At 43.3% G+C, this 17185-nt stretch carries 12 protein-coding genes, 1 tRNA gene and 2 pseudogenes; 5 read left to right on the top strand and 10 right to left on the bottom strand.

Going from position 1 to position 17185, the window contains the following annotated elements; all coding sequences use genetic code 11:
* Positions 1-78: 78 nt before the first annotated feature.
* A complete protein-coding gene (locus tag F6K37_RS07755; RefSeq protein ID WP_202799293.1) occupies positions 79-1656 on the bottom strand; it encodes a dynamin family protein in 1578 nt (525 codons plus the stop codon).
* 309 nt (positions 1657-1965) lie between these two features.
* On the opposite strand from F6K37_RS07755, the gene F6K37_RS07750 reads away from it, so the two are divergent.
* Complete coding sequence (locus F6K37_RS07750; protein WP_008191356.1) at positions 1966-2808, top strand: pentapeptide repeat-containing protein; 843 nt, start codon at positions 1966-1968, stop codon at positions 2806-2808.
* Between the two features lie 133 nt (positions 2809-2941).
* Positions 2942-3012 (top strand) — tRNA-Cys (locus F6K37_RS07745).
* A 58-nt stretch (positions 3013-3070) separates the two neighbouring features.
* On the opposite strand, the gene F6K37_RS07740 is transcribed toward F6K37_RS07745, so the two are convergent.
* The gene (locus F6K37_RS07740; protein WP_287249318.1) at positions 3071-5674 is read right to left on the bottom strand and encodes an MBL fold metallo-hydrolase; all 2604 of its coding nucleotides are present in this window, start codon (positions 5672-5674) and stop codon (positions 3071-3073) included.
* Positions 5675-5722: 48 nt separating this feature from the next.
* Positions 5723-6983 (bottom strand): annotated as a pseudogene (locus F6K37_RS07735) (RNA-guided endonuclease InsQ/TnpB family protein).
* Positions 6984-7289: 306 nt separating this feature from the next.
* Between F6K37_RS07735 and F6K37_RS07730 the strand changes: the two are divergent.
* Both F6K37_RS07730 and F6K37_RS07725 read left to right on the top strand, forming a co-directional pair.
* Positions 7290-7505, top strand: a complete 216-nt coding sequence (locus F6K37_RS07730) for a hypothetical protein (protein ID WP_143764251.1) — start codon at positions 7290-7292, stop codon at positions 7503-7505.
* A gap of 384 nt (positions 7506-7889) precedes the next feature.
* Positions 7890-8855 carry a DMT family transporter gene (locus F6K37_RS07725; RefSeq protein ID WP_071102375.1) on the top strand — a complete coding sequence of 322 codons (966 nt, stop codon included), beginning with the start codon at positions 7890-7892 and terminating at the stop codon, positions 8853-8855.
* Between the two features lie 331 nt (positions 8856-9186).
* Here the strand turns inward: F6K37_RS07725 and F6K37_RS07720 are convergent, their stop codons facing one another.
* The 3 genes from F6K37_RS07720 to F6K37_RS07710 all read right to left on the bottom strand — a co-directional run bounded on the left by F6K37_RS07720 (position 9187) and on the right by F6K37_RS07710 (position 12507).
* Positions 9187-10038 carry a DUF4037 domain-containing protein gene (locus tag F6K37_RS07720; RefSeq protein ID WP_229419738.1) on the bottom strand — a complete coding sequence of 284 codons (852 nt, stop codon included), beginning with the start codon at positions 10036-10038 and terminating at the stop codon, positions 9187-9189.
* Positions 10039-10362: 324 nt separating this feature from the next.
* On the bottom strand, positions 10363-11340 hold the full coding sequence (gene glk, locus F6K37_RS07715) for a glucokinase (protein WP_071102374.1): 978 nt from the start codon (positions 11338-11340) through the stop codon (positions 10363-10365).
* Positions 11341-11469: 129 nt separating this feature from the next.
* On the bottom strand, positions 11470-12507 hold the full coding sequence (locus tag F6K37_RS07710; RefSeq protein WP_287249312.1) for a zinc-dependent alcohol dehydrogenase: 1038 nt from the start codon (positions 12505-12507) through the stop codon (positions 11470-11472).
* A gap of 67 nt (positions 12508-12574) precedes the next feature.
* Here F6K37_RS07710 and F6K37_RS07705 point away from each other — a divergent pair, with 67 nt between their 5' ends.
* Positions 12575-12760 carry a hypothetical protein gene (locus F6K37_RS07705; RefSeq protein WP_271969539.1) on the top strand — a complete coding sequence of 62 codons (186 nt, stop codon included), beginning with the start codon at positions 12575-12577 and terminating at the stop codon, positions 12758-12760.
* Positions 12761-12935: 175 nt separating this feature from the next.
* Here F6K37_RS07705 and hxpB read toward each other — a convergent pair whose 3' ends face one another.
* The 4 genes and pseudogenes from hxpB to F6K37_RS07685 all read right to left on the bottom strand — a co-directional run.
* The gene (hxpB, locus tag F6K37_RS07700; protein ID WP_287249308.1) at positions 12936-13607 is read right to left on the bottom strand and encodes a hexitol phosphatase HxpB; all 672 of its coding nucleotides are present in this window, start codon (positions 13605-13607) and stop codon (positions 12936-12938) included.
* 11 nt (positions 13608-13618) lie between these two features.
* Entirely contained in the window at positions 13619-14596 is a 978-nt protein-coding gene (locus F6K37_RS07695) for a zinc-dependent alcohol dehydrogenase (protein ID WP_071102372.1), read from the bottom strand.
* A complete protein-coding gene (locus tag F6K37_RS07690) occupies positions 14596-16119 on the bottom strand; it encodes an aspartate aminotransferase family protein (protein WP_083373510.1) in 1524 nt (507 codons plus the stop codon). Before F6K37_RS07690 ends, F6K37_RS07695 begins: the two co-directional genes overlap by 1 nt.
* Before the next feature lie 868 nt (positions 16120-16987).
* Positions 16988-17185, bottom strand: a pseudogene (locus tag F6K37_RS07685) (hypothetical protein); the annotation flags it as partial.

The following is a 17185-nucleotide window of genomic DNA, read 5'->3' as shown; positions in this document are numbered from 1 at the left end:
CTGTAGCGCATAAGCTGATAACTGATAGCTGATAGCTAATAGCTGATAGCTGATAGCTGAATGCTTACGCTGTGACAGCTATAGCTGCTCTACCTCCTTTAAAATATCGTTAATCTCCTGCCGGAGACTTTGTAAATTATCCTCCAATGATTGACTGGCAGCGAGTTTATGCTCAATTTCCCCCAGTCTCGGCTTCAGAGAGTCAGTGAACTGCTTGAGGCTGTTTACCAATTCTTGCTGCAAACCTTGTTTTAGCTTATCGGTATAGTTATTCTGCAACTCACGCAAGGTTTCATCAAGCTGTTGGGTTGCCTTATCACGCTGCTTAGGAACCGCATTGAAGCTAAACATGGTCAACATCAGAGCTAGTACAAAAGCTGACAGATCAAATAGTGCAGCAGTGGCTACCACATGTCCGCCAATTCCTGTTGCTGCGGCGGCAGTTCCCAAGGTCAAAAAATTGTTGAGTCCCTTTTCTGAGGCTACCTTAAGATTTTCAGAGATAGAAGTGGTATCAATTTTACCACTATTAAGTTCGGGAACCTGAAACGAGTCTTCTGAGAGGCTTGCTGCTACTTGTAAATCTTCCCTAGCTTCCCGAATAATTTGTTCTCGATATTTCACAAGAGTTGATGCTGCTTCCTTAACAATTTCCTCCATCTGCTGCTCAAGTTTTACCTCCTTAATCGCCCTAGCTACTTTTTCTTCCAGTAGGTCGTCTTCCCTAATAATACGCTTTTTCAATAGGCTAATGAAGGCGAAATTATCCTGGATTACTTTATGTAATTGTTGAATTAGATTGGTAAACAGGTCACGAATTTTTTCTCTAAAGACACCAAAAATCAGGTCATATTGCTCAATTCGCTCATCGATTCGCAACAGAGATCGGTCAAATATCGTCTTTTCGGCAATGACTTTCTGCCGTGCCTCATGGTTCTTTTTCTCTAACTGCTCTAGGTAAACTAACAAAGAGTTCTGAGGACCCTGAAGTTTTAGCCGTATTTTTTCGGTTTCTGCCAGAAACTCTAGTAGGAAGTCTCGTAGGGTGTCGATGTCGTTGCCAGTGCGTGTTGATACTGTAAATAAAGGTGGTACTTCTGTAAAGACATCATGAAGTCCATCTTTGACGTGTGAGATAATCTGTTCACTCTCTTGTGGGGTGACCAGATCCACTTTATTAATAATAACGATTACTTTACGTACCCAGATCTTACTGACTAACGAGAGAAAGTCCAGCTCTGATTTAGTCAGAGGTCGTTCCACTGAGGTGACAAACAGGATGATATCAGCATGCTGTAGATAATTCTCTGTAAGTTCTTGGTGACGTTCAATGATAGAGTTTGTGCCTGGGCTATCAATAAAGACAATGCCATCAAACCCCTCTGGGTAATAGGGTTGAATCGAGTTTGTGGTCGGAAGTATGCCCACAGCAGCTAGCTCGTCATTACTCAACCGATTCAGCACACTGGATTTTCCGGCATTAAATTCTCCACAGACAAAGATCGAGAAGGGATTTTCCAGTTGCTGTTTGAGGGCATCAAGATCAGGGCAAGAGACATTGAAAAGCAGCTCTGCTTCCACAAAGAGTAGTTTTACACCTTTGATGGTGTTGAGGCTGCGGTTAAAGAGATGCTCTTGTTGAACAGGAAGGGTCACCACGTTACTATGAGCGAAATGAGCGAACAGATCTCATTATATTAGCAAGTATTAGCAAGATACAGAAGAATAAATCCAAAGCATACGCTAATTAACCATAGGCCCAGCGTCACTTTAAGGTAAGTTTATTGACTGGCGGGATAGATTACCCTCACTTCCGTGATCAGTTTAGCCGTGAGGTCACCAACCTCGATTAACCAACCATTAACACTTGAAAGTCTGGCTTGCTAGATTAGAAACTGAAAGGCTTGACAGCCTGACGCTGATACTATCTCAGCTCTAACTGGCTTCCCAACGCTCCAAATAACTATGAAACTCCCAAAAGATCGTATCCCTGAAGACCAAGCCCACCAAGTATTCGCCCTAGCGGCTCAACTCTATGCTCAGCACAACCAAAGCTATTCTGTAAAGGAGTTGATTGAAGCAGGTAAAGAGGCACAAATTCCGCCAGAATTTATGGAAAAAGCCCTTGCTGAGATTAAAAAGCGATCGCATTCTAAATCCCTACTCCCCAAACATCATAGTAATCGGTCTGGTCTGATGTTGATTGGTATGGGTACAGTCTTACTCGCTCTTGCGGGTATAGGATGGTTAGCTAATTTTGTAGAACCTAGACGAGTCGCAGAAGCGGAGCTATTGGAATCTACACCAGTCCCAGAAGCAGCGCCAACAGAGGTAAGTGTGCCTCAAGACCAATCCACAGCGTTTGGGGATAATCTAGGGTCAGGGCATATTAATAAGTGTACACCCCTGATCGATAAATACCTCAGCGGTGCTAACCTAAGTGGAGCAGATTGTACGAATGTGGACTTGTCAGGAGCAGATTTGACTAATGCTAACCTGACTGGTGCTAATTTCAGCCGTGCTGATTTAAGTCAGGCTAACTTAAGTAATGCCAATCTCACTGGTGCCGATTTTGCTGGAGCAGATTTAGCCAATGCGGATTTAAGCGGTGCTAACCTGACTGGTGCCAATTTAAGTAATACAGATTTAAAAGGATCTAACTTGACTGGTGCCAATCTCAATGGTACCGATCTGGCGAGGGCAGACTTAGAAAGGTCTGATCTCAGGGATGCTATGACCAATGGTGCTAATTTCGAGAATACTAATCTAAATCAGGTAACTTGGCCTAACGGTAGCATTAACCAGTAAAAAAACTACTTATAAGCGTTCTTTGCGTCTTCGTTGACTAGGTCAGCACCGGAGAAAGGGGACGCACTGGACGCGGAAAAATTTGTAATATGGGTAATTAAACAGAAATAGTATGATATAATAAGAAACTAGTGGCGGCATAGCCAAGTGGTAAGGCAGGGGCCTGCAAAGCCTTTATCCCCAGTTCGAATCTGGGTGCCGCCTTTTTTAAATGGATAAGCTCGGGAAAATCTCGGAGATATTGAGTAGGAGAGCGCTCCTGCTAGTAATCAACTTCCTCTGCCAACAGAAGGTCAGTGTCAAGAGTTGACAAATCCTGGACTTTAGATTGAAATTGATCACAGATTGCCAAGGGATCAACCCTCCGCTCAAACAAAGGACTATCAGGAGATTCACAAAATCTACCACTGAAAAACTGACACACGGCACAGCAATCCTTTCCACTCTTAAGCCCTGCTTCAATTTCTTCTTCCTGAAGTATCATTTCCGGTTGCATGGGAGCAAGCTTGAGATTCACACCATCCCATCGCGCTTTGATAATGCCGCTGATACTCAAGGTCTGCCATCGAGGGTCTTTTTCCACTACCTCTTCGGGAACTCGCAACCAAGCATCGGTCCCAAAGGTCTCCACCATCACGTCAAACTCTTGGGGTTGCTGAATCTTAGCAAGCTGCTGTCGGGAAAGCTGTTCCGGTGCTACTCCTAATTCAATTTTATCCCCCACAGCAGGAATATGAATATAGAACAAGGACTGATTGTCTCCAGACCGGGCTACTTGGTGTAAGGCTTCTAATTCTCCGTGAATTAAGACTAGGTGCTTGGGCTTTACCTTGTTGATTACTTGTCCGAGTCCCACCTTATCGGTATGGGCAGAGAGGTTAAACCGTTTGATTTGAGCTTTGACGGTAATTGGTTTCCCATCTAGTTCAATAGTGTCCCCAGTCTTGAGACTTTGCAGGAGTCGGCCAGGGGATTCTTCATCAGTGTAGCCAGAAATAAAGATGGCAGCATTCTCTCGCTCTAGCAGTACTGAGGCATAATAGACTGAAGGTCCACCGGTCAGCATACCGGAACTGGCCACAATTACACTGGGTTTTGCGATCGCAATCGGACGTTCCCGAAAGTGTTCGATAGAAATAATCGGGGGTGTACTGGTTTTATCAAAGAATGGTTCCTGGCCGTTAATCTTAACTAAGTTTTGAACTGGAACAGGTAACAAGTCCAGGTTTTCTCGAAATACCTCTGTGACTGCTCTGACCAATCCATCCACAAAGATGGGAACTGTTAATTTATTAAATAACTTGGAGGTGCGGATCCCTAACAAGATTTCCTGAGCTCTACCCAAGGCAAAAGAGGGAATCAAGACATTGCCCCCAGCTTGCACTACTTCAGCAATGGATTCCATCAATGCAGTTTCTTGATTTCTTCTACCGGGGTGGACAGAGGAACCATAGGTAGACTCAGTAATTAAAATATCTGCTTCAGGAAGCTCAGCTAAATTCAAGCCGTTAGTGGTGCGACTATTGGTAGTGTGGAAGTCTCCGGTGTAGAGTAAAGACATATCCTTATAGCGCAGATAGATACAAGCCGCACCCAAGATATGCCCGGCATTGATAAACCTTACCATTAGTCCCGGTAAGGGCTCAAAGTCTTTGCCTACTGGTTGAGTTTCCAATTGAAACAAGGTTCGTTCTAAATCGGCCTCATCAAATAACTCTGGAGAGTCTTCATTCAGTTGCTGTATCTTAAGTCCATCCCTGAGCATGACATGGGCGATTTCCCTGGTGCCATGAGTGGAAATCATCCGCGCACCAGGGTAGCGGCTGTGAAAGACGGGCACAGCACCAAGGTGGTCTTGATGGCTATGGGAGATCAGGAGCAGGTTAGGATTATCCAGATAGTCCAAGGCGGGCAAAGGGTCGTAGCCTTTGGGTCGAGTGCCACAGTCTAAAACTACTTCATAGGGACCAATCAGAATTTGGAAACAACTGGCACCAATGCTTCTAGCTGCTCCTAAAGGAGTAACAATTAAACGATCATAGGATTGAGAATCAACACTTGGAGATGGGATATCCGGAAACTGGTAATAATATACGTGGATATAGTTTCCCTTCAAACTCACTCGTGCTTGTTGCTGGGTTGAAGGGGAGAACGCTTCCCATTCCCATCTTGTTCGACCTCGCTGTTTAGGCAAGTCTAATTGCCAATCGTTGACACCGGTTTTCTGTTTCAACGTGGCTAAGACTCTATCAATGGTTTCCGTCGGGGGAGCAGCTAGTGTGGATTTGGAGGGATTTAGGTCATCTGATAGCTTGGTCAGAGCCTGCTGTAACAAGGTTGTTTGGGTTTGTTGAAATGTTGACTCATGTTTATACTTCCTAGACTCGACCGGTTTGTGGCTGCGGTTTTTCTTCGAAGCTGGGCGGCTATTGGAATTGTGCTCTACTTGGGGTAAAGCTCGATGTAAAATCAGGGTATCCCGTTGGCGCTTAGCAACTACTTCCCACAGTTCCCCAATTTTCATGTGCTTGCTAGAGCCCAAGACACTGATTTTCAGGGTTTTCTGTCCTGGTCTGGACACTTTGAGTTGTACAAACTGTCCCCGTTTGCCTAACTGCACGACTCTGCCAGCGATTAACCATTGCTCCTCCTGGACTGTCTCAGTCATCGCTTCTAGGTAGAGAGAGCCAATTACACCATCTGAGCTAGTATTAGGGGCGACTTGCCAGGAATGGATTCCAGTAGGAATCTCATCAGTGGGTAAGGTTTTGATTTTGAATCGAAGGCCATCCTGACTTAGGAGATAGTTTACCTGAGCTACTGACTCGATGTTTCCAGTTAAGGTGCATTGGATGGTGTTGGTCATCGCTGTAGTGCCATTAGCAGTGGACTGTGTGACTATTCCTACATCAAATCAAAGATTATGATGTAGGCTTCTCAGATTTACAAATGAGACTTGCTGATCCTCAATATCTTGTATCGATTTACCACAGCCATTCAGCGGCAGTCCAACCGCCATTAACGCACGATTCAAAATGTTGATACCACTGTTCCAGTCACGGTCAATCGAAACACCACAACTGGAACAATGATGAACGCGCTCACTTAAACTTTTCAAGGGCCCTAGATCCACAATTGAAGCACTCAATACTTGTCCGACGGGGGTCAACTTTCTGGAGTAACAAACCGCGTTTGACCGCTACTGCTTGTAAAATTTCCATAAATGCCCCCCACGCCGCATCATGTATTGATTTGGCCAGTTTTGTTCTGGCAAGTCCTTTGATGTTTAAATCTTCATGAGCAATCAGGTCGTAATTACTACATAACCAATGAGCAACTTGATAATGAAATTCCTTTCGGCAACGGGTTAAATGAAGGTGCAATAAAGCCACTTGATTCTTAGCTTTTTCCCAGTTTTTAGAACCCTTAACACGACGCGACATAACCCGTTGGGCTTTTGCTAACTTGTCTTGAGCCTTTCGGTAAAACTGAGGAATTGCAATAGCCTCACCATCTGATGTGGTTAAAAATTTTTCTAAACCCACATCAATACCAACAGACGATTTAACTGAATCTACAGGAAGAAACTCAGGGACAGTATCATCTTTCATTGAAATGCAACAATACCAACCGTCTGCTTTTTTAACGATAGTGCATTGTTTGAGAGTGAAACCGTCCGGTATAGGTCTGTGCATTACCACAGGTATCTCACCAATCCGACTCAGCTCAAGCACTCCATCTTTTAGATGTGCTCCCGCTCTGGAATTGTTAACCCGTGGGAATACAAAAGATCGCAAGTCACCAGTTTTCTTAAACCGTGGTCGTCCCCCTCGTTGACCATTAACATCAGGTTTTCGCCATCTATCCCATGCTTTATTAAGCCGTTGTAGGTTAACCTGCTGAGTTTCTGTGTAGATTTGTTTGTACTCAGGGAACCACCGCTTAGTTTCTTTAAGGGCGGCTTGCTGGGTGTAGTAGTTGACAGGTTCCGGAATTTCACCAATCGGCTCACTCACAAGACTGCAACGGTCAATCGGGGTTCTAGTCCGCTTGAGCCAGTCAAGCCGTTGCCCTAGAGCATAGTTCCAGTGACGACGCAACAATTCAAGCCATCTCTCCATGATGGCTATCTGTTCGTCACTAGGCTTGATTCGATAGCAGTAAGTTAACAGCATAATGTGATTGTACTACTTGCGTACTGTTGAGAACCAAGATACCCCGTCGGGCAATTCCCCTCCCGCGCTTATCAAAGATTATAACGGGAGACCCCTTGCCCGTTTAGTTAGGAATTTTCTGGATTAGTTGCCACTTTAATGGTAGACAAGAGAATGGGAAATGATCCCAAATTACTTGGGTAGTTACTGATAATCCTCTATTATACCAGATCCGGTAGAGTGTAGCAGATATCGGATTCACTGATTAGGCTCAAAGGCTCGCGACTGAGGTTCAGAGGATAAACCGACCCAACAGTTGTTCAAAGAATGCCTCGTCGTGCTTTAGGGATGGTCGCCCGATCACCCCAAAGGGATGCTCCTTCAGAGCCGCTACGGGAACGCAATAATAGTGCGATTCGGGCAAAGCCCGACCCTTCGCGAACGCTATATCGCCATATCGCAATAATAGTAAGCCTAACTCTGGGATACATTGCCAATACTATCGGACAGGATACTATATCAAATCCGTTTAATTGTCCATAATAAAAATTACGATATTGTTAATCATCACTAATCCTCCAGACGTGATATAAAAATTTGATACTGATTACCTTTGATTTGGTGAGCAGGATACTTTATGATTAGACTATTATTTATTTGGAGCAGAATAGTAGGTTATAGCTTAGCTAAACTATACTAAGCTATCAGCTAATCAGCTATTCATGATGAGTGTAAGATAACAGACCAAAAAGACCCAAGTAACGTCAGCATCACCCACGAGGAAAAAACCTCTCCTCTATAGACGTTAACTCTAACGTCTATACTCTCCTAGGTTGATCAACCCAATGATTGCCTTAATTTAGCTATCAAATGATAGCTAAATACTTACAAATTACGGTATTTTTAGTCAGCATCTAACACCAAAAAATGAAAGCGATAGTAACAGAATACAATAGAGAGCAAACATCAGAATTACTACCAATACTATTATTAGTAATTGCCTTACTTGCTTTATCTATAACAGCCATCTTAATCAGGTTTTCTCTTCAAGAAATAAGTGCTAATGCCACAGTATTCAATCGTCTTTGGATAGCTACTCTAGTCTTTGGTTTGTGGAATGGATTCAGCCAAGTACGTACTCAAACATCCCAGAAGAACTCTGAACCACAGTCAGGTTACAAAATTGTCGATATCTTACTTTTGGTAGGCGTAGCGATCTCTCATCTGGGTGGTCGATTTCTATGGACTTGGTCTTTAACTAAGACTAGCGTTGCTAATGGTAATGTACTAGGAGCTCTAACACCATTTTTCGCTACTCTAGGAGGATGGTTATTATTTAAGCAGCGTTTTGACCGTAGATTTCTCATTGGTCTGGCACTTGCCTTGTTAGGGGCAACTACTTTACAAATAGAGGATTTTCTAAAGTCGCCCAATAACTTTATCGGTGATAGTGCTGCCTTAGCATCTTCTGTATTTTATGCAGTCAACTTTTTACTATTAGAACAACTGCGAACCAAGTTTTCTGTAGAAGGAATCCTGATTTGGCGCTGTGCTTTGGGAACACTTTTTATGATCCCAGTGGTTCTGATATTCAGTGATCAAATTTTCCCGATTTCTTGGTCAGGATGGTTAGCAGTGATTTCCCTAGCTCTTGTCTGCGAAGCTGTGGGACATGGTTTAGTAGTATACAGCCTCAAGCACTTTTCTTCAGGCTTTGTTTCCTTAGTATTGCTTCTCGATCCACTAGTTGCTGCTATTCTGGCCTGGATTCTATTTTCAGAAAACTTAAGTATTCTTAACTTACTAGGTTTTGCTGTGATTATGGAGGGAATTTATCTAGCAAAAACTGGCAAAGGTGCTGATAAGCCAACTATTAAGGAAGAAAACAGCTAATACCATTGGCCGTTATGGATGCTACAACTAGTTATATCAAGTCTGGTTGAATACCCATAATTAAGGGGAGATGGGGAGATGGGGAGATGGGGAGATGGGGGAGATTTTTATTAAGGGTAATTCTCCTGACATGATATAGCACTACGCATTCAGATGTTTAACATTCATAAACTCCGAAACTTAGTCATAGCTTACTTTTGACTTCTGACGCAAGAACCTTGCTGACTTGCGCGTAGCGCTATATTAGTCGGTAATTGGTAATTGGTATAGCAGTTCTCAATCGATTGAGAACTGCTATAATAGTTTTTATTTCATGACGGCGCTACTTTGCTCAATCCCTTTGTTTGATGTAACCTTCGACTATAAGTAACTGTTCTAAACCATCAATAAGACGATTAATATGAGCAATTAGAGTTGGAGGTGAAGACAAGGAATTTGTAATGTTATAAATTTCTTTTTCTATCCCATCTGGAACTTTGGAACATAGATTTATTACTTGTTCTAGGATTCGTTTTTCCCCTGGATGAGGAACAGAATTGATAGCAAAAATAATATCAAAATAACTTTCTAACAAGGCAGTAGTTCGATGGATGACACTGATATCATCTTGGCGATAGATTGCCAATTGTAACTGATGAGTATAAGCAGAAATAGTTTGCCTCAAGATTGGATAGTTTTTAGCAATAATGGCTTGTTTGAGGGGTTCAGGATAGGGCTGGTTTACCTTTTGTTGTAGCTGTTTAAACCAACCATCAGCATCATACAAACAGACAGAGGTTAGGATATTCCACCAAAAGCAGGTAGAATATCCAATGGAAGCTTGATGGTTGACGAGGATACGTGAAAGCTGTTCTTCAATCCATTGGGGGGTACGATACATCACATCCACACCAAATCCAGATTTGAGATCAATCCACTCATCACCTGTTTCCCAAAATTGATTGTTAATTTCTATGCGCTCTGCAAATGGTTTTGCGATCGCAGCTCGAATTTCTACAGGGATATCTTCCTTGACATAGACATAAAAATCGTAGTCTGATCTCTCGTCGGAAACCTGTTGGCTTTGAGAACCGGCTAATGCTACAGCGATAACTTGATCTAAAGCAGCAAACTCAGTCGCTATAGTTTTGGCTAAGGTATGAATAGTGTTAATTAAGGGAATATATTTAGAAACTATACCCACAATTCTCTCTAAACTGTTTGTAATGAAATGCCTCTCCGAGAGTAGAGCGTTTGTAAGCTATAAGCTATCAGCTATCAGCATATGCTTTGATATATTTTTCCCCAGACTTTCAATTCTAATTAATCTCGAACTATTAGGTGCGACCCGTGGCTAATTTAATTCGCCAAGGTCAAGCGCACCTTTAAATTTTACCCTTTGCCCACGCTACGCGAACGGCGCACGCTACTTGAGGTGAGGTTTATTTTAAGCACCTCAAGTAGCGTGAGCCAATGGCTCACGGCTGATAGCTGATAGCTGACTTACGTATTAATAAATTAGGATTAGTTATGTTTCAGAGAGACTTCTGCGAGCATACCAAGCAGCACCCTGCAAAGCGGCCTGGTCATTAAGAATCACATATATAGGAATAGACTTCAGCAAATCCACCATCTTATCCTTATTAATAAAATTTTCCATAAACAGAGGTTCACGCAGCTTATCGAGAATGCGAGGGGGAATCCCTCCACCGATATAAACACCCCCAGTTGCGAAAAACTTAAGGGCAGCATTTGCGGCTTCAGATGCCAAGATTGAGACAAACATCTCTAAAGCTTGCACACAAAGGGGACATTTATTGGCCAGAGCTGCATTACTAATCGCTGCGGCTGGCTCTCCTTTGCTCATTTCTTCTGCTAACCATTCAGGGGTGTTTCCATGTCCGCTATCCCGCAAATAATTATACATACGAACCAAGCCAGGACCTCCTACAAGAATCTCGTAGCTCACCCGTTTGTATTCTTGCTGAACATAACGCATTAGTCCAACTTGAAGCTCATCCAAAGGAGCAAAGTCAGTACTTCCACCTTCAGATGCGATCGCATGAACTCGACCTTTCACCTCAACGGTTGCTGCTTCTCCTAAGCCAGTACCAGGTGATACTACTGCTCGATTGCCCCCTGGTATTTTAGTGCCGACATTAAGAGTGACTAACTGATCATCTTTTAGGGTTTCTATGCCATAAGCATTGGCTTCTACATCGTTGAGCAAGTTAACCGGAACACCTATAACTGAAACTAATTTAGCTGCTTCTACTTTATCCCAGGGTAAATTAGTCAATTTACACACACCTTCCTTGATTGGACCAGGTAAGCCGAAACAAGCAATTTTAATGGGATGGTCACAGCTTTCAACGAAAGCCCCTACCAGCTCCTCAAAACTGTGATAGTCTTTGCACTTATAAGTGCTTTTTTGGACTACAGAGAGGTTCTCGTCAAATATCGCTAATCGGCAATTTGTTGCCCCTAAGTCACCTGCTAATATCATAAGTAATTCAAAATTACAAATAAAAAAATGCTATCAACGTTTTAAGTTAATTATACCTTAATCAGTAAGCATTCAGCCGTCAGCATTCAGCCGTCAGCTGATAGCTGATAGCTTACCTTAATCAACTTCTTAAAAATCAATCACTAAGGCTCGGCAATCCGGTTGATTGTGGATATCAACTGCTTCTGTTGTTAATTTTGAGAAGGGAATAGTATTGGTAATAATCGGTTCTAGATCAATCTTCTTTGTGCAAATTAGTTCTATGGCCTGACGAAAATGCTCTGGAGTATATCGATAGCTACCATAAATCTTGAGGGAACGATAATGAATTAAATTAGGATTGCCCCGAAACTCAGTTCCCGGGGGTGTTCCACCAAACCCAACTGCGGTACCGCCACACCTGAGCAGGGTTAATGCCTGTTCATAGGTTTCCCCAGAGCCAACGGCTTCAATAACCACATCAGCACCATAACCGTCGGTTTGAGCCATCACTATCTCTTTGAGAGACTCTCGGGTAACATTAACGGTACAATCAGCCCCCAAAGCTGATGCCTGTTCCAGAGAATCATCATGTTTGCCAGCTAGAATAATTTTGGTAGCACCTCTCAAGCTCGCTAGCTGAAGGAAGGTCAGTCCGACACCGCCATCACCAATAATTACCACGCAATCGGACAAACCAATATTAGATAAGTCAATACCCTGAAGGATACAGGCTAGTGTTTCTGTAAAGGCAGCAAACTCATAGGGAATTGATGAAGGCAGCTCAACGATACCGCTAGCCAGGGAAGCCGGAACGCATACAAACTCAGCCATGCCACCGGGTTGTAACTTAGTTGGGTTGAGGCAATGGCCTAATGCTCCTCGCTGACAGTAAAAACACTCTCCACAGGGTTTTTCTGGGTTGACGGTAACGCGCATCCCTGGCTTGACTTTGGTAACACTCTCCCCTACAGCAACAACATCTCCTGCCAGCATCCTACCAAAAATGACTGGAGGATTATGTTTGGCGTGTCCCACTAATACCGCCCGTGCGTGCATCGCACAAAAGAAACACTTCTGAACCTTTATCAATACTTCCCCTGCGCTAGGTAATGGTCGGTCTATTTTTTCTAAGCGAAAGTTCTCACGTCCTGGACCATACCAGACCGCAGCCTGCATGGTTGTCATAATATTTTGCTCCAATGTTGTTTACTGTGGGTGCATCTCATTAAAGCTGTTTGACTCTGTGGGTGGAATGGGCATCTGGGTGGAATGGGCATCTGGGTGGAATGGGCATCTGGGTGGAATGGGCATCTGGGTGGAATGGGCATCTGGGTGGAATGGGCATCTGGGTGGAATGGGCATCTGGGTGGAATGGGCATCTTGCCCGTTTCATTTCCGAGCGGGCTGTCCTAACTCTGGCTACGAGGCGGAAAATTAGGGCCCCCCTAAAGCACCACTAGCAACTCATTAAAGCTGTTTGACCCTGTGGTGCGTTACGGGCAGCAACCTAACCCTGGCTACGAGGCGGAAAATTAGGGCTCCCCTAACGCACCCTACGAAACTAACCTTTAGTGCTCTGCTAGTTTAAGCTACATGTTTAGCCTAGGTTGAGCCTAGCTATCATGAGCTAAAAACTTTTTCAGCCAAGGCTCAGTGATTTGTTCTAGGGATTCAAGGGTGACATCTGCGATCGCAAAACGTTCATCCTCTAGATTTTCTGGTGCTGGAACTGCAATACATGCCATGCTGGCAGCTTTGGCACTAATCACGCCACGAACCGAATCCTCTAAGGCAACACACTTGGTTGGTTCTATACCCAGACGACGGCTAGCGGTGAGATATACTGCTGGATGGGGTTTACCAAATTCCTCGGCTTCTGCTGATGTAATCACATCAAAGGCATCCTTTAAATCGAGCCGTTTGAGTACTGTATCAATTAGACCGATGGGAGATGACGTGGCTAGGGCTAGGGGTAAGTTTAATTCCCGACACAAGTTTACGGTTTCAATTGCACCTGGCATCGGTTGTCCCATGGTCATCAATAGGTCACTCATCCGAGCAATCATTGTTCGACATACCTCAGCTTGGCTCATACCAGTCCAAGGAAATCGAGCATACCAATACTTGACCACCTCATCGTTTCGCAAACCCATTGTTTGAGAAGACATCTCCTCGTTCATGGGAATGCCAAGGTCATTGAAGACTTCGATTTCTACCTTAGACCAAAACGGCTCACTATCAATTAGTAAACCATCCATATCAAAGATCACAGCTACATCCTGCATCAGAATCTTCCTCAAGCGTCGAGATCTACAACAGTTCGGGTTCCAGGCTGTGGACTCCAATTAGTCAATTCTATAGGAAGCTTCTCGAGAGGGATAAACCGACCCAACAGTTGTTCAAAGAATGCCTCGTCGCCCTTGATGGATGCGATCGCCGCCGCAATGGTTTCGTCGGTAGCGCCAGCAAAAGACGTCACTACCGCAATCTCTCGCATAAATAACTCATGGGGAGAAATCGGTAAAGAAATTCCTTGTTTAGGAACACCATAGATACAGACTAAACCGCCTTTACGAACAAGATCTAGTGCTGTAGCCAGACCCCCTGGTGAACCGGAACATTCCACCACCACATGTGCCTGGTTTGGTTCTGGAACTTCGATCCGTTCAATTCCCAATTTGTTTAGCCAAGGGAGCGGCTCTTTGGTGATATCGTAAACTTTAATTTCTCCCTTGAAGTTGGGGGAATGATTTAGGAGGTAGGTAATTAGAGTACCTGAAATACCCCCCCCAATCACCAGGACTTTAGGGCGTGAAGTAGCTAATATATTAACACCAGCTAGAATCCGTTTTACTCCCCTTACTGCACAACTTAAAGGCTCAATGAGCACCCCTAAAGATGGATTGGAGAATTCAAAAGGATGTAGGGAATTTATAGGAGCACAAATTTGCTCAGCATACCCTCCATGTTCATTTACTCCAAGTTCTTGGAGATTGATGCAATGACTAGTTAATCCCTCTAAACAATAACTACATTTTCCACAGGAAATCTCATTATTGAGGGCAAAATGACCTTTTTGATTAGGCAGGCTACAGACTACTTCATGACCAAGAATACAATCTTTATCTAAGCCTGCTGCGGTTAGTTGCTGGTCTGTTTTACAGACTCCCACAAATTCTACCTTAGCAATGACTTCATTATCTTGAGTCTTGCTAGGCTCAGGAAAATCGCGAATGTCTACTTGATTGGCTTTGGATAAAACTGCTGCTCTCATTAAATAGCTCCTGCGGTTTCAGGGGTTGGACATAATAGGATATCAAGTTTGTGTAGGACTTGATCTAAAACACCAATAGTGCAATCAATTTCCTCGTAGCTGATATCAAGATAAGGAGCAAATTTCAAAACGTTCAGGTCGTATCCTCCGGTTTGGAGAATCATGCGCCAACTCTGGTCTTTCCAAATAAAATCATTATCCTGAGCAATGCTTGCTGCTAGTTTGGCAGACCCTTTGTAAGGTATACCCTTTTCATCAGCAAAAACCATGTTAAGTATAAGTCCGAGTCCATCTACGCTATAGACACAGGAATGACGGGCTTGGAGTTCTTTTAGTTTGCTCAAAAAGTACAAACCTTTTGCTGGTACTGATCTTTCGTAGTCTTGTGCCAGCATATAACGCCATGTTGCTAAAGCAGCAGCAGTTCCGAGAGGATGGTTAGCAAAATTGCTGTGAGCGTGTCCAGGAGTGAAAAAGTCTGGTGCTACTAGGTCTTCTCGCGCCCAGACTAAGCTAACTGGACTCAAACCATTGGTGAAGGATTTGCTCAACGTAATAATATCTGGCACAAACCCAAAATGTTCGAAGGCAAATAATTTACCAGTACGGTACATCCCAACTTGAATTTCGTCATCAAAGACAAGAAGTCCGTGCTTTTGTCGTAACTCACTGATAAACCCTTTAAAGAAATCCCTGGGTGGGATGGTGTAGCCTCGTCCTTGACAAGGTTCTACAACTATCGCACCGACTTCTGAACTGGTCTCACTTGCGATGCCATAAAATTCGTTGGAGAATGCCTTCCGAATCATGCTCTCGCAGTATAAGTCACAGGTTTCCCGTTCCTTTTCATAGAAACACTGAGCGCAGTTAGCAAACGGAAACATAACTGCCCGTTCTGAGAACTCATTAAAATACTGTCGATATCGATGACTACTCGAAAGGTTGAGAGTACCAAGAGAGCGACCATGATAACCACCCATCATCACAGCTACTTTATTCTTGCGGGTGTTTTTACGAATAATCTTTAGGGCATCTTCCACCACAAGTGCGCCGCCCACATTAAAAGATACTCGGCCTTTGACACCTGTTCTTTCATACATCGCATCTACTACTTGTTTGGCGATTAATAATTTTTCACGATGTAGAAAGTCGCCATTGGCTTGAGGTAATGTATGGAGTTGTTTAGTAACCTCTGATTCAATCTCTGGATTGCGATACCCAAAGTTACAACTTGAGTGCCACATTCCCGTATCGATATAAGATTTGCCTTCATCGTCGAAAACCAATCCACCCTTACAACCAGTTACAATGATCGGTCGCTCTTGATAGTGAACAGTATCCCCCCAACATAGATATTCCTGATCAATTTCGCGCAGAGCCTGGCTATCGATTGTAGTTGGTGAATCTAGTCTTTCTTTATCTAAGACCGAATTTATTTTGATGCCTTGGTGCAAGGACATTTCTGTACTATTGCCACACCATTCTTCAGCCGTTTTTGACGATCCTTGATTAATCTCGGTCATGATATCACTTTTTTTCTTGTTTTACCTTTTTTGCACAGGGTAAGCGCAATAATCAATAAAGATGCAGTCTGATCAGCACTATTTAAAACAATTACCATAGTACTACAAATCACTTCTTAATATGAGCCTAATCCTTGCTATTGCTCTGGATCAGATTTTGGGTTAATTTTTATTGCGCTTACCGGAATTTTCTGCACCCAGAGTATCCTATCACAGGATAATGAAATGATCTGGATTTAAAATATTAAAAAATTGTTAAGCTTAACCAAAACAAGATTATTACCCAGAAATATTGACAATCTATTAAATATATGATAAAAAAAAAATTATCAAAAATACTAACTATAAACGGTGTAACTTCAAGTCAGTTCCATAACACTTTATAAATTTTTATATATGTGATAATTTTTTATTATCAAAAACCCTAACTATAAACGGTATAACTTCAAGTCAGTTGCTTTATCCTTTACGCCATAAAGCTTTGATTAGTATTTTAGGGAGCAGGGACTTCGGAGCAGGTAACAGGAAATAAGGAATAGCGATGCAGCAAGGGAACAGGGGAGGCAGTGCGGTCTTGGGGAGGCAGCGCATGGGTCTGTGTGCGGACGCAGGTTCCGCACACAAACCCATGCGCCACTCGCGGTCTGCCGTGGTTCCCCCCACTCGCGCTTGGGATCAAGACGGGAACAGGGAAAAAATTCTGTTTACCTCAGGTGCGACCTGAGGGTCGCACCTGTGGATATTATTTCTACGGCTATTTTTTTTGAATTTTAATTTAATCTAATCGACAAGCTATCAATAAAAGGTTTTTTTTCGGGAAAGACTTAGGGAAAGTTAACTCTTTTATGATGCCAACAATGAACACCCGTTACCGCTGTTGAGTAATGCCACAATCGGCGGCATCAACTAATCGAAAAACTACCTGGTATTTAACCCCGTCATAGTTACCTGAAGTATGGAGTTGTTCCAGTCTCTTAAGATGATCATCCCAGTCTTGCCAATCCTTCGTTGTTTTAACTAACACGACGGCATAGTCACTCTGGAAGAGCCCTATAAATATCGTAAA

Origin of the sequence: Moorena sp. SIO4E2 (assembly GCF_010671945.1) — a bacterium.
Taxonomy (GTDB): domain Bacteria; phylum Cyanobacteriota; class Cyanobacteriia; order Cyanobacteriales; family Coleofasciculaceae; genus Moorena; species Moorena producens.
This window is presented reverse-complemented; position numbering and strand designations above follow the sequence as displayed.

What these genes read in the sequence shown, in the direction of transcription:
- F6K37_RS07725 (WP_071102375.1), top strand. Translation starts at nt 7,890, where the DNA reads ATGAAAGCGATAGTAACAGAATACAATAGAGAGCAAACATCAGAATTA.
- hxpB (WP_287249308.1), bottom strand. Translation starts at nt 13,607, where the DNA reads ATGCAGGATGTAGCTGTGATCTTTGATATGGATGGTTTACTAATTGAT.
- F6K37_RS07740 (WP_287249318.1), bottom strand. Translation starts at nt 5,674, where the DNA reads ATGACCAACACCATCCAATGCACCTTAACTGGAAACATCGAGTCAGTA.
- F6K37_RS07750 (WP_008191356.1), top strand. Translation starts at nt 1,966, where the DNA reads ATGAAACTCCCAAAAGATCGTATCCCTGAAGACCAAGCCCACCAAGTA.
- F6K37_RS07690 (WP_083373510.1), bottom strand. Translation starts at nt 16,119, where the DNA reads ATGACCGAGATTAATCAAGGATCGTCAAAAACGGCTGAAGAATGGTGT.
- F6K37_RS07710 (WP_287249312.1), bottom strand. Translation starts at nt 12,507, where the DNA reads ATGACAACCATGCAGGCTGCGGTCTGGTATGGTCCAGGACGTGAGAAC.
- F6K37_RS07705 (WP_271969539.1), top strand. Translation starts at nt 12,575, where the DNA reads ATGGGCATCTGGGTGGAATGGGCATCTGGGTGGAATGGGCATCTGGGT.
- F6K37_RS07695 (WP_071102372.1), bottom strand. Translation starts at nt 14,596, where the DNA reads ATGAGAGCAGCAGTTTTATCCAAAGCCAATCAAGTAGACATTCGCGAT.
- glk (WP_071102374.1), bottom strand. Translation starts at nt 11,340, where the DNA reads ATGATATTAGCAGGTGACTTAGGGGCAACAAATTGCCGATTAGCGATA.
- F6K37_RS07730 (WP_143764251.1), top strand. Translation starts at nt 7,290, where the DNA reads ATGCCTCGTCGTGCTTTAGGGATGGTCGCCCGATCACCCCAAAGGGAT.